33 protein-coding genes are annotated in these 24,931 nt (G+C 58.4%); 17 read left to right on the forward strand and 16 right to left on the reverse strand.

Going from position 1 to position 24,931, the window contains the following annotated elements:
- Window positions 1-116: 116 nt before the first annotated feature.
- The 12 genes from BN1137_RS05185 to BN1137_RS05235 form a co-directional block, all read right to left on the reverse strand.
- Window positions 117-2,381, reverse strand: coding sequence for a DUF927 domain-containing protein (locus tag BN1137_RS05185; protein ID WP_083443368.1), 2,265 nt, complete (start codon window positions 2,379-2,381; stop codon window positions 117-119).
- Complete coding sequence (locus BN1137_RS05190) at window positions 2,378-2,734, reverse strand: hypothetical protein (protein ID WP_050717860.1); 357 nt, start codon at window positions 2,732-2,734, stop codon at window positions 2,378-2,380. The genes BN1137_RS05185 and BN1137_RS05190 overlap by 4 nt, the downstream gene beginning before the upstream one ends.
- Window positions 2,718-2,885 carry a hypothetical protein gene (locus tag BN1137_RS22315; RefSeq protein WP_157433633.1) on the reverse strand — a complete coding sequence of 56 codons (168 nt, stop codon included), beginning with the start codon at window positions 2,883-2,885 and terminating at the stop codon, window positions 2,718-2,720. Before BN1137_RS22315 ends, BN1137_RS05190 begins: the two co-directional genes overlap by 17 nt.
- The gene (locus BN1137_RS05195) at window positions 2,878-3,138 is read right to left on the reverse strand and encodes a hypothetical protein (protein ID WP_050717578.1); all 261 of its coding nucleotides are present in this window, start codon (window positions 3,136-3,138) and stop codon (window positions 2,878-2,880) included. The genes BN1137_RS22315 and BN1137_RS05195 overlap by 8 nt, the downstream gene beginning before the upstream one ends.
- Before the next feature lie 151 nt (window positions 3,139-3,289).
- Window positions 3,290-3,826: an ash family protein gene (locus BN1137_RS05200; protein WP_050717579.1), complete on the reverse strand. Its 537-nt coding sequence runs from the start codon at window positions 3,824-3,826 to the stop codon at window positions 3,290-3,292.
- A complete protein-coding gene (locus tag BN1137_RS05205; RefSeq protein WP_043158847.1) occupies window positions 3,823-4,602 on the reverse strand; it encodes an antA/AntB antirepressor family protein in 780 nt (259 codons plus the stop codon). The genes BN1137_RS05200 and BN1137_RS05205 overlap by 4 nt, the downstream gene beginning before the upstream one ends.
- 13 nt (window positions 4,603-4,615) lie before the next feature.
- The gene (locus BN1137_RS05210) at window positions 4,616-5,029 is read right to left on the reverse strand and encodes a hypothetical protein (protein WP_043158846.1); all 414 of its coding nucleotides are present in this window, start codon (window positions 5,027-5,029) and stop codon (window positions 4,616-4,618) included.
- 10 nt (window positions 5,030-5,039) lie between these two features.
- Window positions 5,040-5,249, reverse strand: coding sequence for a helix-turn-helix transcriptional regulator (locus tag BN1137_RS05215; RefSeq protein ID WP_043158845.1), 210 nt, complete (start codon window positions 5,247-5,249; stop codon window positions 5,040-5,042).
- Between the two features lie 243 nt (window positions 5,250-5,492).
- Window positions 5,493-6,701 carry a tyrosine-type recombinase/integrase gene (locus tag BN1137_RS05220; RefSeq protein WP_050717580.1) on the reverse strand — a complete coding sequence of 403 codons (1,209 nt, stop codon included), beginning with the start codon at window positions 6,699-6,701 and terminating at the stop codon, window positions 5,493-5,495.
- 383 nt (window positions 6,702-7,084) lie between these two features.
- Complete coding sequence (locus BN1137_RS05225) at window positions 7,085-8,137, reverse strand: phage integrase (protein WP_050717581.1); 1,053 nt, start codon at window positions 8,135-8,137, stop codon at window positions 7,085-7,087.
- Window positions 8,134-9,381, reverse strand: coding sequence for a BRCT domain-containing protein (locus BN1137_RS05230; RefSeq protein WP_050717582.1), 1,248 nt, complete (start codon window positions 9,379-9,381; stop codon window positions 8,134-8,136). The genes BN1137_RS05225 and BN1137_RS05230 overlap by 4 nt, the downstream gene beginning before the upstream one ends.
- A gap of 94 nt (window positions 9,382-9,475) precedes the next feature.
- Window positions 9,476-10,126, reverse strand: a complete 651-nt coding sequence (locus BN1137_RS05235; protein WP_050717583.1) for a LexA family protein — start codon at window positions 10,124-10,126, stop codon at window positions 9,476-9,478.
- 117 nt (window positions 10,127-10,243) lie between these two features.
- Here BN1137_RS05235 and BN1137_RS21815 point away from each other — a divergent pair, with 117 nt between their 5' ends.
- The 16 genes from BN1137_RS21815 (at window position 10,244) to BN1137_RS23145 (ending at window position 19,063) form a co-directional block, all read left to right on the forward strand.
- Window positions 10,244-10,429 (forward strand): Cro/CI family transcriptional regulator, encoded by a 186-nt coding sequence (locus BN1137_RS21815; RefSeq protein ID WP_083443369.1) that lies wholly within the window; start codon window positions 10,244-10,246, stop codon window positions 10,427-10,429.
- A 7-nt stretch (window positions 10,430-10,436) separates the two neighbouring features.
- On the forward strand, window positions 10,437-10,724 hold the full coding sequence (locus BN1137_RS22325) for a hypothetical protein (protein WP_157433635.1): 288 nt from the start codon (window positions 10,437-10,439) through the stop codon (window positions 10,722-10,724).
- A gap of 28 nt (window positions 10,725-10,752) precedes the next feature.
- Window positions 10,753-11,268, forward strand: coding sequence for a phage regulatory CII family protein (locus BN1137_RS05245; RefSeq protein ID WP_050717585.1), 516 nt, complete (start codon window positions 10,753-10,755; stop codon window positions 11,266-11,268).
- 11 nt (window positions 11,269-11,279) lie between these two features.
- A complete protein-coding gene (locus BN1137_RS21820) occupies window positions 11,280-11,621 on the forward strand; it encodes an Ogr/Delta-like zinc finger protein (protein WP_083443371.1) in 342 nt (113 codons plus the stop codon).
- 62 nt (window positions 11,622-11,683) lie between these two features.
- The gene (locus BN1137_RS05255; RefSeq protein ID WP_050717586.1) at window positions 11,684-12,142 is read left to right on the forward strand and encodes a hypothetical protein; all 459 of its coding nucleotides are present in this window, start codon (window positions 11,684-11,686) and stop codon (window positions 12,140-12,142) included.
- A gap of 90 nt (window positions 12,143-12,232) precedes the next feature.
- Window positions 12,233-12,394, forward strand: coding sequence for a hypothetical protein (locus BN1137_RS21825; RefSeq protein ID WP_232306896.1), 162 nt, complete (start codon window positions 12,233-12,235; stop codon window positions 12,392-12,394).
- A 2-nt stretch (window positions 12,395-12,396) separates the two neighbouring features.
- The gene (locus tag BN1137_RS05260; RefSeq protein ID WP_050717587.1) at window positions 12,397-12,660 is read left to right on the forward strand and encodes a helix-turn-helix domain-containing protein; all 264 of its coding nucleotides are present in this window, start codon (window positions 12,397-12,399) and stop codon (window positions 12,658-12,660) included.
- 2 nt (window positions 12,661-12,662) lie between these two features.
- On the forward strand, window positions 12,663-12,836 hold the full coding sequence (locus BN1137_RS22700) for a hypothetical protein (protein WP_181014759.1): 174 nt from the start codon (window positions 12,663-12,665) through the stop codon (window positions 12,834-12,836).
- Window positions 12,833-13,042, forward strand: coding sequence for a hypothetical protein (locus BN1137_RS05265; protein WP_050717588.1), 210 nt, complete (start codon window positions 12,833-12,835; stop codon window positions 13,040-13,042). The genes BN1137_RS22700 and BN1137_RS05265 overlap by 4 nt, the downstream gene beginning before the upstream one ends.
- The gene (locus BN1137_RS05270) at window positions 13,039-13,347 is read left to right on the forward strand and encodes a hypothetical protein (RefSeq protein ID WP_050717589.1); all 309 of its coding nucleotides are present in this window, start codon (window positions 13,039-13,041) and stop codon (window positions 13,345-13,347) included. The genes BN1137_RS05265 and BN1137_RS05270 overlap by 4 nt, the downstream gene beginning before the upstream one ends.
- Window positions 13,344-13,595, forward strand: a complete 252-nt coding sequence (locus tag BN1137_RS05275; protein ID WP_050717590.1) for a hypothetical protein — start codon at window positions 13,344-13,346, stop codon at window positions 13,593-13,595. Before BN1137_RS05270 ends, BN1137_RS05275 begins: the two co-directional genes overlap by 4 nt.
- Complete coding sequence (locus tag BN1137_RS05280; protein WP_050717591.1) at window positions 13,588-15,288, forward strand: DNA cytosine methyltransferase; 1,701 nt, start codon at window positions 13,588-13,590, stop codon at window positions 15,286-15,288. The genes BN1137_RS05275 and BN1137_RS05280 overlap by 8 nt, the downstream gene beginning before the upstream one ends.
- Window positions 15,289-15,325: 37 nt before the next feature.
- Complete coding sequence (locus tag BN1137_RS05285; RefSeq protein ID WP_198150595.1) at window positions 15,326-17,689, forward strand: replication endonuclease; 2,364 nt, start codon at window positions 15,326-15,328, stop codon at window positions 17,687-17,689.
- Between the two features lies 1 nt (window position 17,690).
- The gene (locus BN1137_RS05290; RefSeq protein WP_050717592.1) at window positions 17,691-18,194 is read left to right on the forward strand and encodes a hypothetical protein; all 504 of its coding nucleotides are present in this window, start codon (window positions 17,691-17,693) and stop codon (window positions 18,192-18,194) included.
- Window positions 18,191-18,523, forward strand: a complete 333-nt coding sequence (locus BN1137_RS05295) for a hypothetical protein (RefSeq protein WP_050717593.1) — start codon at window positions 18,191-18,193, stop codon at window positions 18,521-18,523. Before BN1137_RS05290 ends, BN1137_RS05295 begins: the two co-directional genes overlap by 4 nt.
- Window positions 18,524-18,661: 138 nt before the next feature.
- Window positions 18,662-19,063: a nucleotidyltransferase domain-containing protein gene (locus tag BN1137_RS23145; RefSeq protein ID WP_198150596.1), complete on the forward strand. Its 402-nt coding sequence runs from the start codon at window positions 18,662-18,664 to the stop codon at window positions 19,061-19,063.
- 34 nt (window positions 19,064-19,097) lie between these two features.
- On the opposite strand, the gene umuC is transcribed toward BN1137_RS23145, so the two are convergent.
- Together umuC and umuD are read right to left on the reverse strand one after the other, a co-directional pair.
- The gene (gene umuC / locus BN1137_RS05300) at window positions 19,098-20,375 is read right to left on the reverse strand and encodes a translesion error-prone DNA polymerase V subunit UmuC (RefSeq protein ID WP_050717594.1); all 1,278 of its coding nucleotides are present in this window, start codon (window positions 20,373-20,375) and stop codon (window positions 19,098-19,100) included.
- The gene (gene umuD, locus BN1137_RS05305; protein ID WP_050717595.1) at window positions 20,372-20,794 is read right to left on the reverse strand and encodes a translesion error-prone DNA polymerase V autoproteolytic subunit; all 423 of its coding nucleotides are present in this window, start codon (window positions 20,792-20,794) and stop codon (window positions 20,372-20,374) included. The genes umuC and umuD overlap by 4 nt, the downstream gene beginning before the upstream one ends.
- Before the next feature lie 283 nt (window positions 20,795-21,077).
- On the opposite strand from umuD, the gene BN1137_RS21835 reads away from it, so the two are divergent.
- Entirely contained in the window at window positions 21,078-21,656 is a 579-nt protein-coding gene (locus BN1137_RS21835; protein ID WP_083443374.1) for a hypothetical protein, read from the forward strand.
- A 405-nt stretch (window positions 21,657-22,061) separates the two neighbouring features.
- Here the strand turns inward: BN1137_RS21835 and BN1137_RS05310 are convergent, their stop codons facing one another.
- Window positions 22,062-23,108, reverse strand: a complete 1,047-nt coding sequence (locus tag BN1137_RS05310; protein WP_050717596.1) for a phage portal protein — start codon at window positions 23,106-23,108, stop codon at window positions 22,062-22,064.
- Window positions 23,105-24,877, reverse strand: coding sequence for a terminase ATPase subunit family protein (locus tag BN1137_RS05315; RefSeq protein ID WP_050717597.1), 1,773 nt, complete (start codon window positions 24,875-24,877; stop codon window positions 23,105-23,107). The genes BN1137_RS05310 and BN1137_RS05315 overlap by 4 nt, the downstream gene beginning before the upstream one ends.
- Window positions 24,878-24,931: the final 54 nt, after the last annotated feature.

A 24,931-nucleotide genomic window follows, 5' to 3' on the forward strand; every position in this document is an offset into this window, starting at 1 on the left:
TTTTGTTGTGGTGTAGCCACTGTAGCCACCATTTTTGTTTCTTCTTTCACGCGCGCGCATGAGGCAGAAAAGGCAAGGGTCACACTCGGTGGCCCTCTGGTTCCTGTTGGCTGAGGTTATTCATCCTCCAAGCCATCCCCTTCATCACCCAATACTCGCTCACCCAGCACATAGACCCTCATCCCCTTACCCATGCCTGGCAATCTGACCTGTCGCTGGAGCCGCTTCTTGTCTTTGCCTGTCAGCAGATATCCAGCCTCAAGGCTCAAGATGGCCGCTCGCTTGGGATCTCGCCCCTTGGTGATCTCAAGCCAGCCCTGGGGCAGCACAAAGAAGCTCACCCCATCCGACTCCACCTTGCGAAAGCCCACCATGTTGGCAGGACGATGGCTAGAGTCGAACCAGTCGGCAAAGCGTGTGAACTGGTGGGCAAAGACAAATCCACGTACCTGCATCAAGGTGGCAGCGTCCTCCTGGTTGCCCAAGTGCCCCCGTTCTGCCAGCCAAGCCTTGAGGCAGACCCTCACCGCTCTGATGGCTTCCCCCTCTGGCCAGCCGGTCACCCCCAATCGGGTGGCCAGCTCCCCGGCTGCGGCCACCAGCGCAAACCGGTTGATAGCTCGGCCAACCTGATTACCCGCGCCCTTGGGAGTCAGCTCGGCTGCCAATTGCTTAATCTCGGCCCTCAGCCGCTCTCTCTGCTCATCCATGGTCTGAGTCAGGGCATGGGCATAGGTGCGAAAAGCGATGCCGTGATGTGCTTCTGTGTTGGCTTTCAGGGTGTCGGCAAAGCTGCGGCCTCCATCCATGCCATGCAGCCACTCAAAGGCGCCATGGTGCCCGGTATCGCTGGGGATCTGGATTGTCCGCACCTCCATCCCGGCCTGGGTGCTCTTCCCGGCACTGGCGGCATGGTCCTCAAGGCTCAGCTCACCCGTGGAAAGGAACAGCAGCCGCCAGGCCTTGCGCTCTCTCAGCTCGCCATCCTGCTTACTGCGGCCCTTGCCTTGGCCGTTAGCCAGCATGTAGGCGGTCTGTCCTGCTTCCCGGCCGTCCAGCTCACCCAATTCATCCAAGCAGAGGAGGGCATCATTGCGCCGGCTGGCAATCCCTTCGATGGCGTTACCGGTGGCCCGCCAGGTTTGGGAGTACCGATCCGGGTCCCCATAGACACTGGCGGCCGCTTTCATCACCGTGGTTTTGCCGTCTGTACTCTCACCCTTGAGGTGGAAGCCACCGCCCTCCATGCCTACCAAGGAGAGCAAGGGAGCCGCGAAGGCGAGTGACAGCGCAAAGCAGAGGCGGGAGTTGCCCACAGCCAGCCCTGCAACCCCCTGTTGCCAGCCGGCCAGGGTACCGCGCTCGGTAAAGTCGCTGGCGGTGTAGCCGGCGGTCTGCAGGATGACCCCCTCAGCATCTGGCCCAATGGACCCACCGGGCAGCACATAGGCATGCCCATGCCACCCCGTGCGCTCGACACAGGTGATCCGCCGCTTGGGCTGGCAGCTCATCAGGTAGGCCGACAGCCTGCGCTTATGACTTAGCTCGATGAAGGGCAACCCCGCATCCAGCAGCGCGGCAAACACTTCTTCACCGTTGCGTGGGACCAGGGCGCGCACCGGCATGGCCCATTGGCGCGTCCGCCCGGCACTGTCGCGCCATTCCAACAAGCGGCCGTAGCCGCGGCCCTGCTCATCAGCGGTCTCAGCAAGTACATGGACGGGGCTGGCGATGGGTACCCACTCTTGCCGGGCATCCTCACCCCGACCCACTGTCATCAGGGCGCACAGGCGCGAGCCCCGAACCTCGAACCCTGCCGGCAGCTCTGGCCTTTCCTCTGGATTGCCTTTCACCAGATGGAGTTGGGCCACATTGTCTGACCAAGGCGCCTCGTCCGATTGAGTGTCTGCCGCCAGTGTCTGCTCGAAGTCCACCACCTCCACCAGTTGCCAGGGCTCGGCATTCTGACCAGGGTTACCGCGGTAGAGCTCGGCCTTGGGGGCTTGCTTGCGCAGAGCCACGATCAGCCGCTTGGCTTTCTCGGGAGCCAGGTTGCCGAACTGGTGAACGATGACCTTCTTGGTGGCATCCCGATCGGCCATCTTGTAGAGCCTGGCGCCTTCATCCAACTGAGTGGGCCCCACATACAACGCCTGCTCTGGCTCCACTTCCGGGTCAATCGGGTTGTCGGTGACCACTGCCTCGTTGTGTGCGCGCTGCAGGGTAGCCCTGATGCCGGCATCCCTGTTGGCTTGCTCACCGGTGTGGATCACGACCACCTGCAGATTGTCCAGGTCCGCAAACTTGAGGAAGGCACCGGCCCGGGATGGCGGGCTGCTTTGATGACCGGGGCCTGCAGCCCCTTGGTGTATCGCTGTCATTGCATAGCCCTCTGCTTGCTCTCCTGGGCCAGCTCAACGATAGGGTCCTTTCCCTCCTCCAGCATTTGGTGAACATCGGCGCAGAAGGCGCAATACATCTGATCCACCACCAAGGCACCCAGCGGGGTCAAAGTCCCGTCCACCACCATGTGCCGCAGCATCAACAAGGCATCGGCCTGCCCCTGCTGCGCCCCGGCGTTTTCGAGGTGAGCGGCCACGATGTTGTTATGAATGGCCATTGTCAGTGACTCCGCAGCAAGGGGAAGCTGGATCCCCAGGTGAGTAAACACATTGCCCCGGGTGGCCAGGTAGGCCTGGGCTAACTGCTCCACCAGCTTATTTATCTCGGTCATGGCAACCCCCTGTTGCATTGCGCTCGTCCGATTGTTTCTGGGCCTTGGTCACCCGCTTGAAGAGTTCCCGCAGTACCGCGGGGCGCAGTGGGTTACGTGATAGCTCGCGCCACATGCGGCCATTCAGGGTGTTTATCAGTCGATTACTCATGGCGTGTCCCTCCCAGCAGAACAGCAACCAGTTCCTTGAACGCCCGGTCATCCAAACCGGCTTTCAGTTCTCGAGCCTCCTTGGTGGTGACTGCCACCGCGGCGCCCTTGGTCTGTGCAATGAAACGGTCCCGATCGCTTCGCCACAGGAAGGCGCTCAGGCTGCCCTGTTGTGAACGTTTACCGGTACGGGGGTGAGTGGGGCCAATGAAGGTGGCCGGCTCGCTGCCGTTGGCCCATGCGAAATAGGTCATGCCAGCACCTCCTGGCAGAGCCCAACCTCAACGCGCAGGGCATCAAGCAAAGCGCTGAACTGCGCTCGCTCTTGGAGGCATAGATCGGTTTGTTCCAGGGCATCGGCAAACTGCTCGAGCAGTGCCTCTAGGCGGGATGGAGTGGACTGGGTCATGCGGCCACCCCCATGCTCGGGGTGCGGGACATAAACACCAGCGACAAGCCAGGCAGGTTAGCGCGGGCTTGGTTCTCGGTATTGGCGATGACAGAGATAGTGCGGATTCGACGAAGCTCTGCCAGACAACAGGCTCGTTGACGCTGGATCAGGAAGGTGAAGATTTTGGGTAAAGCAGGGGTGGGGACAGTAGCCATGACGGCAGCCTCCAAGGTCAGCAAATTGTCGCTGCCACAGATAGACGCCAATCTTCTGGTGACAGCCCGGACGAGGTTGGCGTAACTGGAGACCTTGGGATCCAGCGCTCCTTGCGGAGCCCTCGCCCGAGCCGCCATAACACGGTAGGCACTGCCGACCAGATAAGCCAGCAGCGCCCCTAGAAATGAGGGACGAGCACCGACAAAAAACCACGCAAGAGCGTGGGTCGGCTCCAAGACACTTTTCGAGACGCCAATCTCGGCAGCGGATTTTGCCGCTGCAAGAGGAATCGTACTCCGTTGGACGTTGTGGGACAAGAGTGGAGGGTAAATCATGTCCGGCCCTCCCGTTCAACATTTGCAGCCAGCATGCTAGAGAGGCGTGCTTTGCGCTCCGCAAATGGCATGCCTGCATCAATCAGGGTGGCGTTGCTGCGTTCAAGGTAGGCGATCTGTTCGAGCTGATAAGAGTCCATGTGCTGGCGTACTTCCCGGCAACCACCATGCAGTTCAGACCAATCCTTGGCATCCACCCCTAACACCAACCGGTTGAGCATGTTTGATTCGTTGCTGTAGTGGTGAGCTTTGGTTTCCTTACCTGCGCGGGTTCGGGTCTGCTGCAGAGCACGGCACATCAACCCATGGTAGTCCTTGGTCACCTCCCGCTGTGCCTGCCAATGAGCCACCGCGGCGGCTTGCTGCTCAGGTGCCACTATGGATAAGCGACGCTCACACTCAATGAAGTAGTGGCGAGCCCGCCTTCCCTCATCGTTGCGTTCGACCATTGCCAGCTCTTTGGCCATGTCGAGCGCAAGATGGTATTCCTTCACTCGCTGCGGGCGTGCTTTTGAGCTCCCCGAATTGGGGGAGCTCAAAGTTTCAACAACGGTGTAATCCATTCCCTCGATAAAGCAATACTCCCCGATCCGCTCCTGTACCCAGGTGGAGAAGTCACGGCCCACCTTGAGGAAGGCGTGAAGTTCACGTGCGTTGACGGCCTGAATCGGCTCTCCACCGATATCTTGCTGATGGAGTGGCAGCAATTCTGACAAGGGATGGCTGTTTTTGGGCAAGGCTTCGCCCTGGGCAGTGAGCCCATATTGTTCATTCATGCATACCTCGGGACTAAGCGGCGGGAGGAAGGGGAATGGCTGCCGGCGTGCGAGCGCACAGAATGGCGGCGTAGTCGTCTGCCAGCAGGGCAGCCTGGCGCTGGTGTCGCCAGTGGTTGATCAGGGCCACCAGCTTATGGGCTTGCTCACGGTCGGCCAGCCAATAGCGCTTGAAGCGAGTGGTCCCGCCGCCGCTATGCTGGTGCTCAAAGAACGCATCGGTGATAGCTACCCCGTGGTTTCGACGGAGTAGGCCGATGCTGTTGCGCAAGTTGAGGTCATGGAGCCCAGCTAGTCCAGACAAGGCGCTGACGCCTTGGGCTCCCTGCTCCAGCAGGTGGGTGGCGACCAATTCATACTTGGTGATATGCTGACCCTGCTCAAGCTGGGTCGTGCCGTTCGCGGTGCGGCCTTTTTCTTTTTGCATCGTCCTCTCCTTACGCAGCTTGGCCTTGAGCGTTGATCCACTCGTGAACCTCTTCACATCGCCAGGCGGTGACCCGGGTTCCCAGCTTAATTGGCTTCGGGAACTTGCCTTCACCAACCATCCTCCAAAGCGTTGACTTGCTGAACGGCAATGGGCCCACCTTGCTGGCCGTGGTCACCAGTTGTGCCTCTCGAATAAATCCTGTTTCCGGTATTGTCATGTGAGTTCTCCTGAAATGAAAAAGCCCGACACAGTGGTCGGGCTTAAGAGGGATAAAGCAGTATTTGATGATGAATAGGGCTGATTTTGACTTGGGATCCTCCAACGCAAAAACCCGGCACGATGGCCGGGTTTGGATATGAAAAAGGCCCAATCTCGAGAGAATGGGCCATGATGGGGAAATCCTAACGCTGGTGTGATAACGAGTCAAGCAGTCGCTTAGCGTGTCACCCCCTCCTACCTCTTACCCTGCTCTGTGGAAGTTCACCGGACGAACATTGCCGCCCTGTTGTGACTCATAGAAGTCAGCAAGCCATTGCAAGAGCTTGCGGCGGTCATCCAGGTACTCGGCCCTATGGTAGGCCGCCCGCACCTTATTGCGCTCAGCATGGGCAAGCTGGCGCTCGATGACATCCGGATCAAAGCCCTCCTCGTTGAGTGTGGTGGATGCCAGCGCCCGGAAGCCGTGTGGGGTGGCAATCCCCTTATAGCCCATTCGTCCCATGGCATAACTCAGGGTGTTCTCGCTCATGGGGTCAGTCAGCTTCCGCTCGCTCGGGAACAGCAGCTCACAGTGTCCGGTTATCTGGCGCAGCTCCTCAAGCACAGCAAGGGCCTGTCGGGAAAGGGGCACGAGATGGGGTACCCGCATCTTCATCCGCTCAGCCGGGATCCGCCACTCGGCTCGCTCCATATCGAACTCATCCCAACGAGCAAAGCGAACCTCACCAGGGCGGGTCATCGTCAACATCAGCAGGTGGAAGGCTAGGCGGGTTGCAGGGTTCAATGGCTCAGCAGCCAAGCGCCGGTAAAACTCCGGCAGCTCAGCCCGCGGGAGCGCCGGCCGGTGTTCCTGCTTGGTGGCCCTCAGTGCCCCTTTCAGATCTTGGGCTGGATTGTAGCTGGCCCGCCCGGTCTGGATGGAGTAACGCATGACAGAGCTGATCCGCTGCAGTACCCGTCCAGCTGTCTCGGTGGCTCCCCTTGCCTCAACCTTGCGCAGAGCATCCAACATGATGGGCGCTGTCAGCTCAGCAACCGGCACCAACCCCAGATCGGGAAAGGCATCAACTTCCAAAGACTCGATCACACGCTTGGCATGACCTGGGCTCCAGCGGGCTAACTGACTCTGGTGCCACTCCCTGGCTATGGCCTCAAAGCTGTGTTCGCTGGCGAGCCGGCTGGCCACCTTGCTCTGCTTACGGGCAAGACTGGGGTCGATACCTTCCGCCAATTGCCTGCGGGCATCCTCACGCTTAACTCTTGCCTCTTTCAAGGAAACCTCTGGGTAGACCCCCAGAGCCAGCACCTTCTCCTTTCCAGCGAAGCGGAACTTGAGGCGCCAGTATTTCCCCGACGAGGTGATCAGCAAAAAAAGGCCCTTTTCATCAGACAGCTTCTGCTGTTTGCCATTGAACTTGGCTTGTCGGGCGGCGGTATCAGATAGCGGCATGGGGGTATCTCCCGTTTTAACTTGGGGGTACATGGCAGACGCTGGGGGTATAAGCCACTACCTCACAGGCCAGGAATGGCGCGGGATAGCGGACAGGTGGGGGTACTTTTTACCCCTGCTGGGATTTGTACCCCCAGAGATACCCCCAATAATGGGGGGATGTCATGAGGCTTTATGATACGACGAGAAACAACAAAAAACCCGCAAGCCTTACGCTATGCGGGTTTCTGGTCTGCCGTGATACGGCATGAAACTGTAATATGGTGCCCGGGGTCGGACTCGAACCGACACGTCTTTCAACGGCGGATTTTGAAACCATCGCAAGCCGCTATGAATCAATGAGTTGCCGTGTTTTCACTGGTTTGCTTGGGGATGGATGTGGCTTATTGGGTGTCGCTGGTGAGCGCTGCCGCCATTTTGCCGCCATCTTTCAGCGCGGTGATCGGGTTGAGTTTGACTGCATCCTCGAGGTGGTCCGGGGCGAAGTGGGCGTATCGCATGGTCATTTTGATGTCGGTGTGACCGAGGATGCGTTGCAGCACCAGGATGTTGCCACCACCCATCATGAAGTGACTGGCGAAGGTGTGGCGAAGCACATGGGTGCGTTGGCCGGTCGGCAAGGTGATCCCAGCGCGGCGCAGCGCCTTCTCAAACTCGGCGTAGCAGTCACCGAACAGGCGACCGGTGCGCTTGGGCAGCAGCGCCAGTAACCAGCCGGCCACCGGCACGGTGCGATTCTTCTTACCCTTGGTGCGGGTGAAGGTCAGCCGCCCGATGCCGACCTGTGAGCGAGCCAGCTTTTCTATCTCGGACCAACGCGCCCCAGTCGAGAGGCACAGCATCACGATGATCCACAAGTCTTTCAGTCCCGCGCAGGCCGCCAGTAGCTGCTCGATTTCATCCTGATTCAGGAATGCCAGCTCGGATTCTTGCACCTTGTACTGGCGCAGCACCTCCAGCGGGTTGCCGTGGGCCCACTCACCCAGACGGCCAAGTTCATTGAACACGGCCTGCAGGTAGAGTAGTTCACGATTGATGGTGGTCGGGGATACTTGCTTACGCTGACCGGGCACATAAAGCTCGCCTGCCAGCCGCCGCTCGCGGTAGGCCGCAAACTGCTGGGCAGTGAACTCGGTCGCCAAGGGATTACCTAGCGCATCAGCCAGCCAAATCAGCTTGTCACGACGCCGGTCGCCATCCGTCAGGGTTTGGCCGTGGCGACCATACCAAAGCGCCACAAGGTCGTTCAGCCGCCGCTCATCCACATTCCCCGCCTCTGGCTGTTGCCAGGGCTGGGCCAGCATGTGCTTTTCCCACGCCAAGGCTTCGCCCCTAGTGGCGAAGCGCTTGCGTTTGCGAGGGCCATCTCGGCCTTGGGGGTAAACCTCAGCCAGCCAGAGCTTGGGCTTGCCGTCATCGAGTTTGCGAACTGTCATACTGTTTCAAGTTGATGAGACTGCTCAAATAGGCCATCTCGCTCAAATGGGTTGTAAATCTCTATGGAGGACGAACCATCTGGGAGTGTTATTGTCCGCGTGAAGCTTCCATTTTGGAGAAGAGCGACAAATTCTACCTGCGTAATGGCTATTCGCTCAATCTCGACCAAACGCTCGCCATCAGGCTGAGAGACGGCGATCGTTACAGTTCCCTCATCATAGGCTTGAGAGTTAATGGCTAAAGGGACCCGGTCTTGTGTTCGCTCACCCTGAGTAGAACTGGCATTATTCCTACGCAGAACTCCAGTAAATTCGCCCTCTATACGGTCAACTGTGTCATAGCCAGCCGGGGTTGAAAACTTAACGGATAGTACTCTCTCATTCGTCATTTTTACAAATTCAGACCATGGGCCTCTATGGCCTGAGACGTGACTACAAATTAGCTCGCCACCGATAAAGTTAAAGGCGTGGCCTTGAGTCCAAACACTCTTTGAGATCTTTTCTTTTGGCTTGTCTGAGTTAGATGTGGATATAGCAGTAAACTTAATATCCAAAGATGGTCGGTGAGCCTCATGAACACAAAAACGCCATCCAGCAGCATAGCTGTCAATGAAACGAGCGATGAGGCATTGCCGTCTTGGCAAAGTGCGCCATGTTGTAAACGTGTCACGAATGTAATCTATGTCATTACTTGGCTCATTGTCTGTAGAACCCATTATGAGATCATATTCGCCGACCTCCGGGAGCTCACCAATAGTAATGAGGTTGATGAACTGCTGCTCGGTTAATGCGAGAGCACCAGCATCACGCGCTTTTGCTGTTTTAGTAGGGCCTGCGTTGGGACCGCAACAGAGATACGAGAGCCGCTTTGTAACGTCTTTCTTGATAGTTAGGCCAGCACTTTCAGCTTGAGCCTCTAACCGATCTCTATCCGATTTTGAGAATCCGGTGAATGCAATTTCAGCTTTTCCAGTAGATTGTTTAGGCCGGGTTTTCGAAGCCCTTGATTGAGATGAATCGAGCAGTGATGGAACATCTGCAGAAAGTAATTCATTTTCGCTGTTAAACATCGCCAAGATTCTATCAATACGAAAAGTTCTGAACTGTTTCTTGGGTAAAGCAACACCTTGTAAATGATGGTCGCTGACACTGATATTAACAACATGATAGCCTTCAATGTCTCCATCTGATTTTTCGTAGATGAAGAATGCCTCTTTGTCAATTATCTTGCTGTTGTCAAACATTGTAACTCCCTTTAAATGAAACCCATTGAGTTAACTAGCTATAGAGCTAAGGCTATCAACCAACTTCAATTAGCAAAAAGGGCGCTCTAGCGCCCTATCGTTTTCTAAATATCCGGTGCTCAACCATCACACCGATGATCTCGATGTGCTGCCGGTCGGAGTGCATGGGCGGGTAATCGTCATTGAGCGGTACCAGCTCAAACACCTCTTGCCCATTCTCATCAATGCCGCGGGGCCGGTACTTCTTGAAGGTGGCCTCTTCACCACCGTTCTTGGCCACGACATAGTCGCCAGGGCGAGGTGACTCATCAGGGTCAACGATGATCAGGTCCCCCTCATTGAAGAACGGGGTCATGGAATTGCCGCGCAACCAAAGGCCAAACCCGCAAGGGCCAACGTCGACACTGGCAGACACATACTCAACATTGCCATCGAAAGTTGTGGCCTGCTCACACACCTCCCGCCAATTACCAGCCTGGACATAACTCAGGATCGGTACCCGATTTCCTTGAGGGATCACTGCTGGTTCGACGTTTGAAAGCTCGGGCGAGCCTTTCCCCGTTGAAAGCCAGTGAGGGGATACCCCAAACACTTTCGCAAGTGCAATCAGATAATCCCCGCTGGGTGAATGCTCACCACTTTCCCATTGCGATACCGAAGCCCTGCTAGCTCCAACAAGCTCACCCAGCTTTTGCTGGGTAAGTCCTTGTTTCTTCCTTAGTTCTTTGATGCGTTCACTTTTCATGTTTAGCACTCTAAACAAAACAATGTCAAAAGTGCTTGCGCCAAATGTTAAGCGGTCTTACCATCGCAAAACGTAAGTAGTTTTGACACTGTTAAGCAGTCTGACACTGGAGGTTCTGTGAAAAAGAATGATGTCCTTGAGTATTTCGGTGGTGTGAGCAAAGCAGCCAATGCACTTGGGATCACCAGGTCCGCAGTATCCCAATGGGACGAAATTATCCCGGAAAGTAGCGCTTACAAGCTCGAGTCACTGACCGGTGGCAAGTTGAAAGCCGCCCCCTCCCAACCTCGCACAGCACAATAAGGCACCCATGCCACCTCGACATATCAACCCTGCCGTGTCGTCAGCACCTGCGGCAACCGTCAGCGCGATCAATCTGGTGATCTCCCCCGACACCCCGCCACTGATGCCCATCGCCAAGTTTGCCGAGTGGGTGGGGGTTTCTGTCGATACCGCCCGCCACTGGGTCAAGACCGGCCGCCTCGATGTGATGGAAAAGACACGCGGCAACGAGCTGGTGATGGTCAAGGTGCATGTGTTCATCGCTAAGCAGATGGCGGGGTCCGTGTTGGCCCCCCAGTTCAAACGCGTGGGTTAACCATAGCGACCTTTTGAGGGAAATCAGAGTGTCAAACAAGCACCATTTTTCACACCGCCACTTTGCCGCCGCCTGCGATGCCTTCAAGGATGCGCACAACATCAGCCAACTGGAGCGAGAGCTCGGTATGAAAAGCGGTGTGTTGCACAACAAGTTCAATCCCGCGTGCACAAGCCACAAGTTAACTGCTGTTGATCTGATCGCCCTCTATCGCGCTACCAGTGATGACGGGCTGTTTGATGGCTTGATGTTTGACTGTCACCTGACGGCCGTTCGCCTGCCTGCCGCTGCCTCCGCCGCCCCAGAGGCTCGCGCCCAGCAGGCTCTCAATGCCGGCGCCCAGATCATGGGCGTCACCGCCCAAGCGACCACCATTCTTGCCGGTGACCGCGTCACCAAATCCAACAGAAACACCGTCGTCGGCGGCTTGTGGGCTGGCATTGAGCACCTGGTGCTGCTGGCAACCGAGGTCGAAGACCGCTTTCACGCCGTCCCTGGTCTTGCGTGTGCTGCCGACATGGCCCGCGCAGCCCTCGGCGCATAGGAGACCAGACCATGAGATTTCCGTGCCCGCATTGCGGATCACGAAGTGCCATACGCAGCACCAACCGCATGAGCCCCCTCACCGGGATCCTGCGCTGCCGCTGCAACAACGACGATTGCGGTTTTGTGTTCCAGGTCGGCGTGGAAGTGACGGGGTATTACGTCGCCAGCGCCCTCCCAAACCCAGCTATCAATCTGCCCAAGCTCAGCGGCGTCGGCCGCCACTGGGAACCGGGGGTGAACTTCAAGGACGTTGCCCCGCTGCGCTCAACCATCCACCCGTTCAAGGCAGTGAATGCAGCACGTAGCCAGCTCCAGCCGGGGGCAAAGGATAAGGAGAAAGAAGAGGCTTAGACAACACATGAGGGGGGAGCTCTCCCCCTCGTTTTTACACCATGACCATGCAAGGGGGACACATGCAACAGCAACAAATCAACCACGACGAACGCAATCTGGCTGGCCTGACGCCAACCGAACAAGTGGCCATGAATACGGCGGGCTGCCTGCTGCTGCGCGAACTGTTCGGCAAAACGCGCTCCAGTCTGGATACCGACTGGCTGGCCATGAGCCAGGCCAAAAAAGCGGCCATCTGTGCCATCGCCCGCCAGCCACGGGGCGAGCTGATGACCGCAACCCTATCAGCCCTGCCCCATGCACAACGCGAGGCAGTCAGGATGGCGGTGATCGCGCTCGAGTACCAGGGGGAGTTTCGCTGCGGCTGTGACGCCAAGGTGTGGCACCCGGCGCCGACCACCAGAGCCATCGGGGATATCGAGAGAGAGAAGAAGGAGAGAGCCGCGCAGCTGCGCATGAAACGGGCCGTCATGGCCGCCAGCCAGATAACCCAGAACGGCCCGCGAGCAATCGGGCAATAAAAAGCCCGCTTAACGGAGCAGCAACTCCAAGCGGGCCTTCAATCATCAACTAGGAAAATTGACATGCCAACTTTAGCGATCCCTTGCGCTATGCGCAACCTTCGAATCCAACAACGCAAGCTTGCGGGCCGTTATGGCTCCCGTCTTAGCCAACATCCGAACGGTGTGGCGCTTATCGAGCGCTCCACGGCGCTGGCGTGGGCCTCCCTGTTCAGTTGCATCACCCCCTGCACCACTTCACAAGGAGCCTGACCATGACCGCACAGCCGAGCCAAATCAATCTGTTGAACCACCATGCTGCCAAGCGCCTGCGTCAGTTGCGGGAGCAGTTAGCCCTGAGCCGCCCCAAGTTTGCCGATCTGCTGGGCATTCCGCCCACCACGCTCAAGAACTACGAGCTGGGATACCGCGAGATCGGCGGCTACCTGTTCCTGCTGATCGCCAACCATCCGGCGCTGGCCCAGCACGGCCAGTGGTTGCTGACCGGCACCAATGCCAACCAACAGCAGGGGGCATAACCATGGCCGCCGTTATCACTCGTCACACCGAACCGAGCATCAAGGCCGCCAGCGCCTACCTGGTGCAGCAGGGTTACACCAACTGCGGTACCACCTGGCTACGCGGCCAGAACGGGTACGCCCGCATGGAGCGTCTGACCTCTGGCTTTATCCGCATCATCGAGGGGGTTGCATGAGCATCGACGCCATTCATATCGCCAGGCGCGCCGAACAGGCCGTACTGCCGCTGCTGACCGAGCTGCTGGCCAGCACTGAGCAGTCAAACCGCATCGCTCTGGGCGAGCTCTATTCAGGGGATGAGTACATCCAGGTGCAGCTGGTCGTGACCAGCCGCCCTGCAGATCTGCTCGATGACGACTCAGTGATGGGGGATGAGGAATGACAGACCTGTTTGAACTGGAAGCCCCGCAGGATGCCCAGAACACCACCGAGGCGGGCCCCGCCCACATGCAGCCGCCTGCACAGGTCAGTCAACTGACCAAGCACTGGGAAGCAGCAAGGGACGAATTTGGAAATTCGCGCCATGTCATAACCAGATCCAGCGTCGGGGAACTGTTGGCACTCGGTGCCATCCGCGCCGTGTACTGGCTGGCCGTCGGCAGCGCCGAGCTGGCACTAGCAAGGGAGATCTCCGAGTGGTGGGCTAGTCACAATCCAATACACAGGCTGGGGGAGACCATCAAATGAGCCACCGCCTGATCTCCGAACTGCAAACCCGTGTGGATAGATGGTTCGACACCCTGATGGGCGATGAGGCCCGTTTGCGCTCGTATCAGCGCCGCCTGCTGGAAATGCGCCAGCTATCCCCTCGCCCACGCTGCACGGTCTACCTGACCCTGCGCCAGTGTGTCGCAGCCAGAAAGATGGCGAGGCATGCCCGCCATACGCTGGCCTCATGCCGGAACAATATCAGGGAGTTGTCTGCACATGAGTAACTTCAACCTCTTCAACGAGATCGTGGTGGACAACTTCGCCGGTGGCGGCGGCGCTTCAACTGGAATCGAGATGGCGCTGGGCCGCAGCCCGGAGATTGCCATCAACCACGACCAAGACGCGATCTCCATGCACACCGTCAACCACCCGACCACAGAGCACTATTGTGAGTCTGTGTGGGATATCGTGCCGCGAGATGTGGTGGCAGGCCGCCCTGTTGGTCTGGTCTGGCTATCTCCCGACTGCAAGCACTTCTCCAAGGCCAAGGGCTCGACCCCGGTCAGCAAGAAGATCCGAGGCTTGGCGTGGGTCACCCTACGCTGGGCTGCGACTGTTCGCCCCCGGGTGATCATGCTGGAGAACGTCGAGGAATTTCAGACCTGGGGGCCGCTGCTGATCGACTCTGAGGGCAACGCCCGCCCGGACCCGGCCAAGAAGGGCCGCACCTTCAACAGTTTCATCAACGCACTACGTCGCCAAGGCTACAAGGTGGAATGGCGTGAGCTCCGCGCCTGCGACTATGGCACCCCCACCATCCGCAAGCGCCTGTTCCTGATCGCTCGCCGTGACGGTGCCCCTATTGTTTGGCCCAAACCAACCTATGGTGACCCGCATAGCAAGGAAGTGAAGGCCGGCAAGCTGAAACCATGGCGTACCGCCGCCGACATCATCGACTGGTCAATCCCATGCCACAGTATTTTCCTCACCCAGGAAGAGGCCAAAGCCCAGGGGCTCAACGTTAAGCGCCCCTTGGCAGAAGCCACGATGCGCCGGATTGCCAAAGGGGTGGAGCGGTTCGTCATCGACGCCGCCGAGCCGTTCATCGTGAAGTGCAATCACACCAGCAACCGCACTGTCTACGACGCTTTCCGTGGTCAAGGGCTCCATGAGCCTCTACAGACAGTCACCGCAGCCACGGGGTTTGCTCTGGTGCAACCACAACTTGCCCCCTTCATCACTGAGCATGCCAACGCCAGTCATCAGCGCAATATGCCTGCGGATGAGCCGCTGCGTACCATCTGCGCCGAAGTGAAAGGCGGCCATTTCGCTCTGGTGGCGCCGGTCATCGCTCGCCAGTTCGGCAACTCGGTCGGCCAATCCGTAGAAGATCCGCTGGGCACAGTTATGGCCAAGGCAGACAAAAGCCAGCTGGTGACCGCCTTCCTGGCCAAACACTACACCGGCGTCGTGGGTGCAGAGCTGACCCAGCCACTGCCGACTGTGACCACGGTTGACCACAATGCGCTGGTCACCAGCCACCTGGTAAAACTGCACGGTACCTGCCAGCACGGCCAGCCGGTAACTGAGCCCATGCCCACCGTCACCGCCGGCGGGCTGCATATCGGCGAGGTTCGGGCCTTCCTGCTCAAGTATTACGGCACCGACTCAACCATCCCCTGTTCTGAGCCGCTGCATACCGTGACAACACGGGACCGCTTCGGACTGGTCACCGTGCGCGGTGAAGATTACCAGATCGTCGATATAGGGATGCGCATGCTGGAGCCGCACGAGCTGTTTGCCGCCCAAGGTTTCCCGGCTGACTACGTGATCAACCACGACGCCTCCGGCAAGAAGTTCACCAAAACAGCGCAGGTGGCTCGCTGCGGCAATGCCGTATGCCCGCCACTGGCTGCGGCTCTGGTGCGCGCCAACCTGCCAGAGATGTGCGCAGATGCGCAGGAGGCGGCGGCATGAAAAGAAGCCACATCAAGTTGCAAGGTCACGATCGCCAATGAATCACCAGAACAACACAGGGCCAGCCGCCGAGGCTGGCCAATTTGGTTTTGCCATCAGCCGTCTGCCGACGCCAAAACCGAACCAGCTTCCGCTGTCAAAAAGAACACTCAAGGCCCGCATCGACGCCCTCGCCAACGCCATGCCGGGTACCAAGCTGGAGGCCGCCTTTGTGGGCGCCCCTGGTGAATCCGATCTGGTCTGGGCGGTGCAACTGCTCGACGGCCTTTCCATGCAGTTCACCCAGGTGCTGTTCAAGCAGTACGTGCGCCGCCGCAAAGATGGCACCGCTCGCAACTGCCGCAGCGCAAACATCTGGCTGCGGGAGCGGGTTAAGTGGGTCCGCTCCCTGGTGATGACGCTGCCGGTCGATGCCCAGCACCTGCGCGACGAAGAAGGCCGCAAGCGGGTCGCCCACCAGTTCGCCAACCAGACCGCCGCCATCTGGAAAAACATCGAGCAGAACACCACAGCCGGTGAACTGGATCTGATGGAGACATGGGAATCCATCAAGCAGCCAGCCAACCAATGGGCATTCATCGGCAAGATGCCGAAATTCAAAACCAAAGAGGCAAGGGAGAACTGGATCCTGAGCGTGATGGTGCGCCTGCTATCTGCCAAGTGGTGGGAGAAGCGCATCAACCGCTGCTGGGACAGGCTGCAGGAGCACATCGCCATTCTGCTGGGCAAGGTGCGCAAGGGCGTCTCTGCCTACATCTCTAACGCCACCATGAAGGTGGTGCGCGAGCGCAAGCGGGCCATGATGCGCTGGCTGGCCGAGTCGGAGGTGATGAACGAGCAGCACGACTTGGTTGTCTCGATGAAGGACTGCTGGGAAGCGAGCAATGCCAACCCGGTCAACCGCCGAGCCGAGATGATGACCCGCATGCGCGGCTTTGAAGACTACGCCGAGGAGCAGGGCCATGTCGGGGTGTTCTTCACCTGGACAGCCCCGAGCCGCTTTCACGCTTGGAAGACGGGCCGCAACGGCAAGACCATCGAAAATGACAAGTACCAGGGAGCAACCCCGCGCGACACCTGCGCCTATCTGGGCCAGCTCTGGAGCCGGGCCCGCTCATATCTGAAACGATGGGGCGTGCCTGTCTATGGCTTCCGCGTCTGCGAACCTCATCACGACGGTACGCCGCACTGGCACATGCTTTTGTTTATGCGCCCCAGCGACCGGAATGAGGTGATCAGCACCCTTCAGCGTTACGCCCTGACCGATGACCTGTTGGAGCTGGAGCGCAACAACCTGGGCATTCCCTTCACCGACTTTACCCCACGCTTCGACTGGAAGGAGATCGACCCGTCCAAGGGCGATGCCACCGGCTACATCGCTGCCTATATCGCCAAGAACATCGACGGCGAACACGTTGATGGTGATGACGAGGCAGGTACCAAAGCTGACCAGGGCGCCCAGCATGCCTGCGCCTGGGCCAGTTGGTGGGGGATCCGCACCTTCCAGCAGATCGGCGGCGCCCCGGTCGGGGTGTGGCGGGAGCTGCGCCGTATCAGCAACGCCAAGAAGCATGGCGACCTGGTGGGGCCACCCAAGCCGGTGCTGCAAGACCCGCGCTTTGAGGCGGCCCGTTTCGCAGCCGATCACGGAATCTTCCGCTGCTACCTGGAAGCCATGGGCGGCGCCATGGCCACCCGTGCCGATCACCCCATCAAGCTGGCCCACCTCATCGAGGAACAGGCCAACAGCTATGGCGAAGGCATCAAGCGCTTGATGGGGCTGCACACCGCCCGCCTAGGTATCAAGACCCGCCTGCAGGGGTGGGAAGTGGTACCAGCAGGCACCTATGAGGCCGCCAAGGCCGCCGGGGGTTCGGTTGGGGGTGTTGGGGTTAAGTCGGGCGGCAGCCCGGCTCCTTGGAGCTCTGACAATAACTGTACGCAGCCGGATCCAGCGGCGTTCGCGGATCAGTTGATGGCAGAGCAGTGGGGTTTATCTCCCTTCTCTATCAGCCGGTTACGAGCCGGATCCAGCGTGAGCGCAGACGGTTACACCCTCTGGCTGGAGAACGGCCAGTTGCAGTCCAGCCGCCACGGTCGTCCGGACGATGACGAGGCCAAACTGGCGCAGGAGTGGCAACGAGAAGGGGCCGAGCAGCCCACCATGCAGGGCCAACCAGATGAATACGCCATCCCCGCAGACGATCAGGACTGGCCGACGCTGATCAAGCTCTGCGGCGATGTGTATCAGGTGCAGGGCCATGCCGGCGCGCACCGCTGGATCGAGATGCTGCCGGAGCCTTACCGCAGTGAGATGTGGCGGGTGCTGGAGGGGCTGGACGTACCGGAGTGGCTGCAGGAACAGGACGACTACAGCGAACAAGAAGAGTGGGAGGCATAACGTGAACCACAATAGCCAAGGCGCCAGCGCCCAGACCGTCAGCAGGGACGAATACCGCCGCCTGGATAACCGGGTGACCTGCATCCTCCAGCAGCGCTGGCCTGCCAAGGAGATCAGCCAGTGGGTGGCCATGCTGCAGGGCAAGCAGCAGGCCGTGGCCTGCGCCATCCTGATCCGCCGCCATCCACGCCCCGCGCTGCTGGCCCTGCCGGCCATCGCCGTCGAAGTTCCGAACCACTTTCAGGCCAAGGACAGCCTCCCCACCGTGACGGTGCTCTCTGCTGATGGCCAGTACGTTGGCAAGCGCCACGTGGTAGAGGGCCGCACTCCGGTCGCCATCGACCAGAGCGGTACCATCCGCTGCGCCAGAACGGCCCGCACACTCTGGATAGCCCCGGGCAGCAGCATAGATCGCGCCAACCCGGGCGCAGCCGCACAACTCAATCCAACCTACCAGCCAGCACTGCACCAAGTAGTGACTGACCATCGCAAGGAGACAGCATGAACCCAGCCACCAAACGCAAGCAGGAGCAACGGGCCAGGCGGGCTGCACTCGGTATCAAGCGGGTGGAGGTGGAGCTCTCAGAACGAGAGCGCCAGCAGCTGGACCACCTACGCATCGCCCGGGCGGGAGCCGGTGAGCCTTACACTGCCGATGAGTACATCAGCACCCTGATCCGGCGTGACTGGGAGCGCTGGTTGGAGCAACAAGCAGAGCTGGCCTCGCAGATTTGTCCCAACTGCGAGTACGCCCTACCGGAGGGTTGCAGCGGCACCTTCAAGGGCGAGGTGGCATGCTGGCACACAAATGGGGATAAAGCCTTGGCTCTGTGACCGGTCACAAGCATCAAGGCACAACCGATCTCTACGCCTAAGCGTGACCGGACAGATTGCTCCAATTACCATGGCGACACAGAGCAGTCATCGATTGATGTCTGCTCTGTAGATTTACCCTCATTTGGAGATAGCAAAGTGCCCAATATTCCTGATCTTGCATGCGCATTCATCGACAACTTGACTCTGATTTCTCCCCCTCCCAGTGCAATTTGGCTTATAGGCTCATACGCCAATGATCGTGCCACTCTCAATTCAGATGTTGACCTGTTGGTTTTCGGGTCAGAGGCATTCCTCAACAGCCTAAAGCACCAAATTCCGGAATCACGAGATATAGACTGCTTTGTCGTCTTTAACGGTGTCGATTTTCGTAACCCCTGGCGACAGGATAGACAGGGCTCACTTAACAGATGGGAGTGGAAATGCGAGTCTGAGCGACTCAGCACATACAAAGGAACCTCATTTACTAAAAGTGATGATGAAGATGAGGCATACGTGGAAGAACGCATTGAACGTGCCGTTCTACTTTGGCCCATCTGAACCTTTAGATGCAATAAAGTTCAATGTCTTGTTCTTACTTCACCACCGGCAGCTCGCCGAGCTCGGTGGTATAGCGGGGGCTTAACTGCTCCCGCTTCATCATCCACTCCTTGGTGTCTCGTCCGCGGGCCGCGAAGTAGACCTTCCCCAACCGCCCCTGGTTGATCTTGTCGATGACCTGCATCAGCGCCTCGCTGCGCGGGGATTGCTGCTGTGCGGCGAACAGGTCGCCCTGCTGCATGCTGGCGGGGGTGAAGTCGGCCAGCATGACGCCCCCTTTCTGGTAACGCTGCTCGGCGCGCCAAATGCGGGGGAGCAATTCCGGGATCAAGGCCAGCAAGGCCCGAGTGTCATGAGTGGGCATCGCCAACTTGGTGCTCACCTGGTTGCCGTAATAGGGCTCCCGGTCGCTGAACGGGCTGGTGCGAATGAACAGAGTCACATGCCGGCAGCACATCCCCTCCCCCCGCAGCTTCTCGGCGGCGCGCTCCATGTAGCCGGCCAGCGCCTGGTGCATGGGGCCGATCTGGGTGATGCGCTCCCCGAAGGAGCGTGAGCAGATAATCTGCTGCTTGGCCTGGGCCTCTTGCTCCAGTTCGGCGCAGGGGATCCCTCGTAACTCCTGCACGGTGCGCTCGACCACCACGCCATACCGACGCCGCAAGCTCTTGGGATCGGCCGCCACCAGGTCGGCCACTGTCTTGATGCCCTGAGCCTCCAGCTTGGCGGTGAGCCGCCGGCCAATACCCCATATCTCGTCCACCGAGGTGATGGCCATCAGCTTGGCGCGGCGCCCTTCGTCCCGCAGATCGACCACCCCACCGGTGGCTGGCCACTTCTTGGCGGCGTAGTTGGCGAGCTTGGCCAGGGTCTTGGTCGGGGCGATGCCCACCCCGACGGTGAGCCCTGTCCACTGCTGCACCCGCTCGCGGACTTGGCGGCCATAGGCCACCAGATCACCGGCCCAGGACTCGCTCAGTTCGATAAAGGCCTCGTCAATGCTGTAGACCTCCACCGCCGGGGCCATCCCTTCCAGAATGCTCATCACCCGGTTCGACATGTCGCCATAGAGGGCGTAGTTGCTGGAGAACCAGATCCCGCCCATGGCCTCGAAGAACTGGCGGATCTGGAAGTACGGCACCCCCATCTTGATGCCTAGCGCCTTGGCCTCCACCGAACGGGCCACCACGCAGCCATCGTTGTTTGAGAGCACCACGATGGGCCTCCCCTTGAGGTCGGGCCGAAACAGCCGCTCGCAACTGGCGTAGAAGTTGTTCACGTCGACCAGGGCGACGGTGCAGTGCTTGTTCATGGGGTTGCCATCTTATGCACGACAAACGCCACTACCCCGAAAATCTCCAGCTCCTGCCCCTCACTGAAATGGATGGGCCGATAGGTCGGGTTACCCGGGAGCAGCGCCACCGTGGGTTCAAGCTGCAGCTTCTTCACCGTGAACTCGCCATCCACCGCGGCAACCACCACGCAGCCATGCAGCGCCTTGCGGCTGCGGTCCACGACCAGCAGGTCGCCATCGCGGATCCCGTGGTCGACCATGCTGTCACCGGCCGCCCGCACGAAGTAGGTAGCCGCCGGGTGGGCAACACACAGCTGGTTGAGATCGATAGTCTGCTCGGTGTAGTCCTGCGCAGGCGACGGAAAACCGCAGGCTACCGGGGAGAGGAACAGGGGCAGCTCCAACAAGGGAGCATCTGGGGTGGGTTGAGCAAACATACGGGGCATCTCGATTAACTGTATAAAAACACAGTATAGCAACCAACCCAGAGAGGATCACCGTTTAGCGTTTGGCTCCATCGACCACTCACACAACCAACATTTACAGAAAGAAAAATATTACAAGAATTTAAATACCATATAAGATAGATTAATTCATGACCACATATTGAACAGTGCATTTAGGTTTGATATGAGAGTAAAATCAACTCTTCTTACTTAAAATTGAAATATAAAACTTAATTGAAAATAACAAAAAACATATTTTTTATTTGGGTGAAATATGAAAAAATATCTTTATCTTAGTGAGAAATGGTACTGTGAAGCGTGGGTAAATGGTGGTGAGATCCCAATAAAACTTGCAAGCACATATTTAAGTGATGAGCGTAATGGAATCCTAACTCCAGATGAGAACCTAATTCATAAAAGTGAATATCCGGTACCTAGCCTGATGCAATATGGAATTTTAATCCAAGGGGTTAAAAACTTTACAATAACGAACTCATACCATGGAACCCAGAGAATCCCTGATATTATTGGCGCTGATTATTATAAAGAAGATGGATTGATACTATCTTTTTGTAATGTATTTAACCCTGAGATAGCAAAACGAATGGGAAAAGTTGCATGCGTTGAAATACTCGACATAAACACATTAAAGGATATTATAAGCAAGCAATTATCTTGCGATGTAATTGCGGATGATTGCAAATATACTAAAAACCACGAAAGAAATCACTTTCTCAAGTCAGTCAATGATGAATGGCAACATGAATATAGGTTGTTTTGGAAATTACTAGAAAATAAAAATGTAACATTACCACCTGATATAGCTAGAGTTGTGCCGTTGCCAGAAAAGTAAAGCACTGACAGAGAGACTACTAGGAGTGCGTGAAAGGAACTGACAGAAAGTGAAGGATCGGAAAGAGGATCTGAGGCTCGGCTCGCGGCCAGTGCTGGTGCAGGGCGCCATCGTCTGTCACCAATCTTTCAAGTGCATGGAAATCGACACATAAAGTGGGCAGGCGAGGCGGGGTCCCGATTGCGCGCCAGCGGTGCTGGCAGGGGTCGGCAGGCGGCGCCTGCCGCTCTGGGACGATGCTCGAGAATCAGTGAGTATGCTGGGCGCTGTTAGCGGGTAGATGCGGTAGCGGAGCACTCAAGCCGCCAGATGAGATACAAAACTAAGCCCCCTCAGATGAGGGGGCTTTTCTTACGCCATACGACGCACACAAACTCCAAGCGCTTGGTGTAACTCTAGCCTCGCCTATTCCGCCTGTACTGTCAGATCTGACAGTCGGTAGGGGTTGAAGCGGATAATCTCTTCCCCTGCCCAGTCATTGAGCGCCAGCAGGCTGGCCTTGATGCTGTCGATCTCGTTGATGTCGAACACCTGGGCGGCCTTGGTCACATCGCCGAAGCCGCCGGTACTGTTCGGCATCACCCCCATCAGCTGGGGCGGTACCCGGTGAGTCGCCAGCTGGTCATCCCGGCTCACGTTCTTGATGCTGAGAAAATCATCCTTGGCTGCCACCTCGGCCACCGGGATCAGCTTCACCCCGTCCTTGCTGCCGCCCGGGGTGTAGAGCAGCAGGTTGCGGAAGTTGCCGGGGCCCTTACTCTGGCGCAGCGCTTCTTTCAGCTTGGCGATATCCCCCTCGTTCTGCACCGCATCGGTGATGTGCATGATGAAGCCGGCATGGCTGCCGTTCTCGTAGTAGCGGCGGCGAAACAGGGTGGCCGACTCGTTGAGCAGGGTGGAGTTGAGCCCGCCGACATAGTCAGGGATGCCGTAGATCTCCTGGTTGATGTCGGCCTCCAATACATGGCCCACACGCCCCGCGGGCAGGGCCTGCTCCTGCCCTGGCTGGGCAATCCACCAATAGGCATCCAGATCCAGTCCGCGCCGAGTGTACTTGGCGCGCAGATGGTCATAGCGCAGCACCCCACCGATCCGGTTCTGCACCGCCTGCAGGTAGCCGTTGCCGAAGATCAGATAGTCCAGCGCCAGCCCGGTGAAACTGGCCAGGTTCAGCTTCGGATGGGGGATGAAGCACGAACGCAGGATGTTGCGTTTCACCTGGATGGCCGAGGCATGGTGCACCCCGGCCCGATAGACCCGCGATAAACCATTGAGCGAGAGCGGCGGCTCATACCAACGGCCGTTGTGCATCGCCTCCAGATAGTCGAACACCTCCCGCTGGGAGAGCACCGGTACCGGCTCACCAAAGCTGAACGCCTCGATGGCCTCGGCTCCGGGTTGTTGGGTCGCCGTCACCGGCGAGGTATGGCGCTGCTGGCGGCGCTTTGTCATGCGAAAATCTCCATCATGCTGGTATTAGCACCGGTGGCACCTGCCAGCGGCTCATGTAACAGGGCCTGCATCGTCGCCCAAGCGATGTCTGCGTGGCTGGTTTCTTCGGAGCGGCTGGCCTCAAAGGTCGGCATCTTGCCGCCTGCGGTCACGGCGCGGCGGATACTCATAAAGGCGGCCGCCAGATCGGTCCAGCCGCTGTCGAACTCCAGCCGCCCCTTGTTCATCACATCCTGCGCCTTCATCACCATCTGGATTTTCACGCTCGGGTTGTACTGGATGGCCGTCACCGCCGGATAGAACTGCTTCACCAGCTGATAAACCCCCTCCCCGATGCCAGTGGTATCGATACCGATGTACCCCACGTTGTAGCGATCGCACATGGCCCGGATGGCTCGCGCCTGGGCGTCGAAGTCCATACCGCTCCAGCGGTGGCGCTCGAGCACCCGGAACTTGCCACCAGGTACTGCCGGCGGGGCCAGTACGACACACCCTGCGCTGTCACTACCGACAGCGCCTTTGGCGGGGTCATAACCGATCCACACCGACCTGTTGCCCAGCGGGCGCAGGGCAAAGGGCTTGTAGTCGTCCCACAACTCCCAGCTGTCCACCATGCAGCGCTGCAAAGTCGCGAGCGGGAACACGCTGGACGTATCGTCCATGAACTCGCACATCAACAGGTTGCGATATTCCTCCTCGGAGTACTCGCCACGTAGCTGATCCAGGTCAAACAGGTCGCAGCCGCCGCGCACCGCATCCTCGACCGTGACGATCTGCCTCCACTGGCCATCGGCGCACAGCTTGCCGCCAGACAAATTGGCGTGGCTGAGGTCAATCTCGACCCGGTCAGCCTTGGGCTTGCCACGGTTGAAATTTTCCCCTGACCAGAACTTATAAGCGGGATGGGAGAGGCTGGACGGGGTGGAGATGTAGGTCTGGCGCCACTTCTTGTGCATCGCCATGCCCGACGCCACCTTGCGAAAATCCTGAAAACCATGGATCCAGAAATACTCATCCATGTAGATGTTGCCGTGATAGCCCTGAGCGGTGCGCGTATTGGTACCGAGAAAATACATGTGAGCCCCGTTCGGCAGCACCATGGGGTCGCCCTTGAGATCAACTCCCTCCTCTTTGGCAAACTGGATGATGTATTGCTTGAACATGTGGGCCTGCGCCTTGCTGGCCGACAGAAATATCTGATTGCGTCCAGTGACCAAGGCATCGATGAACGCCTCGAAGGCAAAATAAAACGTCGCCCCGATCTGGCGCGACTTGAGCAGGTCGCGGATCCGGTGCAGCTTGCCCGCCTCGTACCAGGTGCGTTGATAGCCAAACATGGTCGACTCGAATCGCTCGATTAACCGTTCCTGCTGCTCGGGCTCGACCACATTGCGCTCGGGCGTCTTCTTTGGCCCCTTGTTGCGGTTCGCCACCTTGGGATTGAGGTCGGCCTCATTGCCGCCATTGCTGTACTTGTTGACCCGGGCAATCCGCTCAAGCTGGCGGCCCAGCAGGTCAATCTCCTTGAAGTCGCCGCCGCTTTTCACATCCTTGGCAATCAACTGGCACATCCGCGATTCGATGGCGAAGTCGACCCGGTCAATGGGTTTGATGTCATCCCAGCCGTCGCGCTTCTTCCAGGTCGAGACTGTCCCCTCCGGCGTTTGCAGCAATTCAGCAATGGCGCGGAGCTGGTAGCCCTGAAAGAACAGGTGCATGGCCTGCCGTCTGGGTTCGATATGGGGGAAAACTAAGGGTGTTGTCGTCATGGCGCCAGTCTACCGACCCAAGCAAACCCTCTGACGCCCGCGCCAGTGTATCCG

This window comes from Aeromonas tecta, from assembly GCF_000820185.1.
GTDB lineage: Bacteria > Pseudomonadota > Gammaproteobacteria > Enterobacterales > Aeromonadaceae > Aeromonas > Aeromonas tecta.

Bases quoted from the DNA above. Each gene is read 5' to 3' on its own strand.
- BN1137_RS05185 (WP_083443368.1), bottom strand. From the start codon at position 2,381: ATGACAGCGATACACCAAGGGGCTGCAGGCCCCGGTCATCAAAGCAGC.
- BN1137_RS05190 (WP_050717860.1), bottom strand. From the start codon at position 2,734: ATGACCGAGATAAATAAGCTGGTGGAGCAGTTAGCCCAGGCCTACCTG.
- BN1137_RS22315 (WP_157433633.1), bottom strand. From the start codon at position 2,885: ATGAGTAATCGACTGATAAACACCCTGAATGGCCGCATGTGGCGCGAG.
- BN1137_RS05195 (WP_050717578.1), bottom strand. From the start codon at position 3,138: ATGACCTATTTCGCATGGGCCAACGGCAGCGAGCCGGCCACCTTCATT.
- BN1137_RS05200 (WP_050717579.1), bottom strand. From the start codon at position 3,826: ATGATTTACCCTCCACTCTTGTCCCACAACGTCCAACGGAGTACGATT.
- BN1137_RS05205 (WP_043158847.1), bottom strand. From the start codon at position 4,602: ATGAATGAACAATATGGGCTCACTGCCCAGGGCGAAGCCTTGCCCAAA.
- BN1137_RS05210 (WP_043158846.1), bottom strand. From the start codon at position 5,029: ATGCAAAAAGAAAAAGGCCGCACCGCGAACGGCACGACCCAGCTTGAG.
- BN1137_RS05215 (WP_043158845.1), bottom strand. From the start codon at position 5,249: ATGACAATACCGGAAACAGGATTTATTCGAGAGGCACAACTGGTGACC.
- BN1137_RS05220 (WP_050717580.1), bottom strand. From the start codon at position 6,701: ATGCCGCTATCTGATACCGCCGCCCGACAAGCCAAGTTCAATGGCAAA.
- BN1137_RS05225 (WP_050717581.1), bottom strand. From the start codon at position 8,137: ATGACAGTTCGCAAACTCGATGACGGCAAGCCCAAGCTCTGGCTGGCT.
- BN1137_RS05230 (WP_050717582.1), bottom strand. From the start codon at position 9,381: ATGTTTGACAACAGCAAGATAATTGACAAAGAGGCATTCTTCATCTAC.
- BN1137_RS05235 (WP_050717583.1), bottom strand. From the start codon at position 10,126: ATGAAAAGTGAACGCATCAAAGAACTAAGGAAGAAACAAGGACTTACC.
- BN1137_RS22325 (WP_157433635.1), top strand. From the start codon at position 10,437: ATGCCACCTCGACATATCAACCCTGCCGTGTCGTCAGCACCTGCGGCA.
- BN1137_RS21820 (WP_083443371.1), top strand. From the start codon at position 11,280: ATGAGATTTCCGTGCCCGCATTGCGGATCACGAAGTGCCATACGCAGC.
- BN1137_RS05255 (WP_050717586.1), top strand. From the start codon at position 11,684: ATGCAACAGCAACAAATCAACCACGACGAACGCAATCTGGCTGGCCTG.
- BN1137_RS21825 (WP_232306896.1), top strand. From the start codon at position 12,233: ATGCGCAACCTTCGAATCCAACAACGCAAGCTTGCGGGCCGTTATGGC.
- BN1137_RS05260 (WP_050717587.1), top strand. From the start codon at position 12,397: ATGACCGCACAGCCGAGCCAAATCAATCTGTTGAACCACCATGCTGCC.
- BN1137_RS22700 (WP_181014759.1), top strand. From the start codon at position 12,663: ATGGCCGCCGTTATCACTCGTCACACCGAACCGAGCATCAAGGCCGCC.
- BN1137_RS05265 (WP_050717588.1), top strand. From the start codon at position 12,833: ATGAGCATCGACGCCATTCATATCGCCAGGCGCGCCGAACAGGCCGTA.
- BN1137_RS05270 (WP_050717589.1), top strand. From the start codon at position 13,039: ATGACAGACCTGTTTGAACTGGAAGCCCCGCAGGATGCCCAGAACACC.
- BN1137_RS05275 (WP_050717590.1), top strand. From the start codon at position 13,344: ATGAGCCACCGCCTGATCTCCGAACTGCAAACCCGTGTGGATAGATGG.
- BN1137_RS05280 (WP_050717591.1), top strand. From the start codon at position 13,588: ATGAGTAACTTCAACCTCTTCAACGAGATCGTGGTGGACAACTTCGCC.
- BN1137_RS05285 (WP_198150595.1), top strand. From the start codon at position 15,326: ATGAATCACCAGAACAACACAGGGCCAGCCGCCGAGGCTGGCCAATTT.
- BN1137_RS05295 (WP_050717593.1), top strand. From the start codon at position 18,191: ATGAACCCAGCCACCAAACGCAAGCAGGAGCAACGGGCCAGGCGGGCT.
- umuC (WP_050717594.1), bottom strand. From the start codon at position 20,375: ATGAACAAGCACTGCACCGTCGCCCTGGTCGACGTGAACAACTTCTAC.
- umuD (WP_050717595.1), bottom strand. From the start codon at position 20,794: ATGTTTGCTCAACCCACCCCAGATGCTCCCTTGTTGGAGCTGCCCCTG.
- BN1137_RS21835 (WP_083443374.1), top strand. From the start codon at position 21,078: ATGAAAAAATATCTTTATCTTAGTGAGAAATGGTACTGTGAAGCGTGG.
- BN1137_RS05310 (WP_050717596.1), bottom strand. From the start codon at position 23,108: ATGACAAAGCGCCGCCAGCAGCGCCATACCTCGCCGGTGACGGCGACC.
- BN1137_RS05315 (WP_050717597.1), bottom strand. From the start codon at position 24,877: ATGACGACAACACCCTTAGTTTTCCCCCATATCGAACCCAGACGGCAG.